Origin of the sequence: Paraburkholderia sp. RL17-347-BIC-D, from assembly GCF_046027915.1 — a bacterium.
In the GTDB taxonomy this organism is placed as follows: domain Bacteria; phylum Pseudomonadota; class Gammaproteobacteria; order Burkholderiales; family Burkholderiaceae; genus Paraburkholderia.
In genome coordinates this window covers 1-212 of record NZ_JARESS010000315.1, presented here as the reverse complement: position 1 = coordinate 212, position 212 = coordinate 1, and the positions used below count along the sequence as shown (strand labels likewise).

Here is a 212-nt window from a genome sequence, read left to right as displayed (position 1 = left end):
GCATTCCTGTGCGGCTCGTGGACACCGGGTCCGTCGCATAACACCAGCCTGTTGTTATCCTCAAAGTAGTAAATCCCCCATTCGCGCCATAGCCGGGTCAGAAAATGGAAGTCGGATTCCCACACCTGCCGTACGAAGTCGCGCAGCGGGTAGCCGCCTTTTAATCCGTGAGCGGACACCTTCACATCAAACAGGACCGGGTGCTCGCGCAG

Annotated in this window: 1 protein-coding gene; it reads right to left on the bottom strand. The window is 58.0% G+C overall.

The window, feature by feature from the left end; all coding sequences use genetic code 11:
• The coding region (locus P0D96_RS48725; RefSeq protein WP_408321548.1) for a contractile injection system protein, VgrG/Pvc8 family at positions 1-212 on the bottom strand (212 nt) is incomplete at both ends.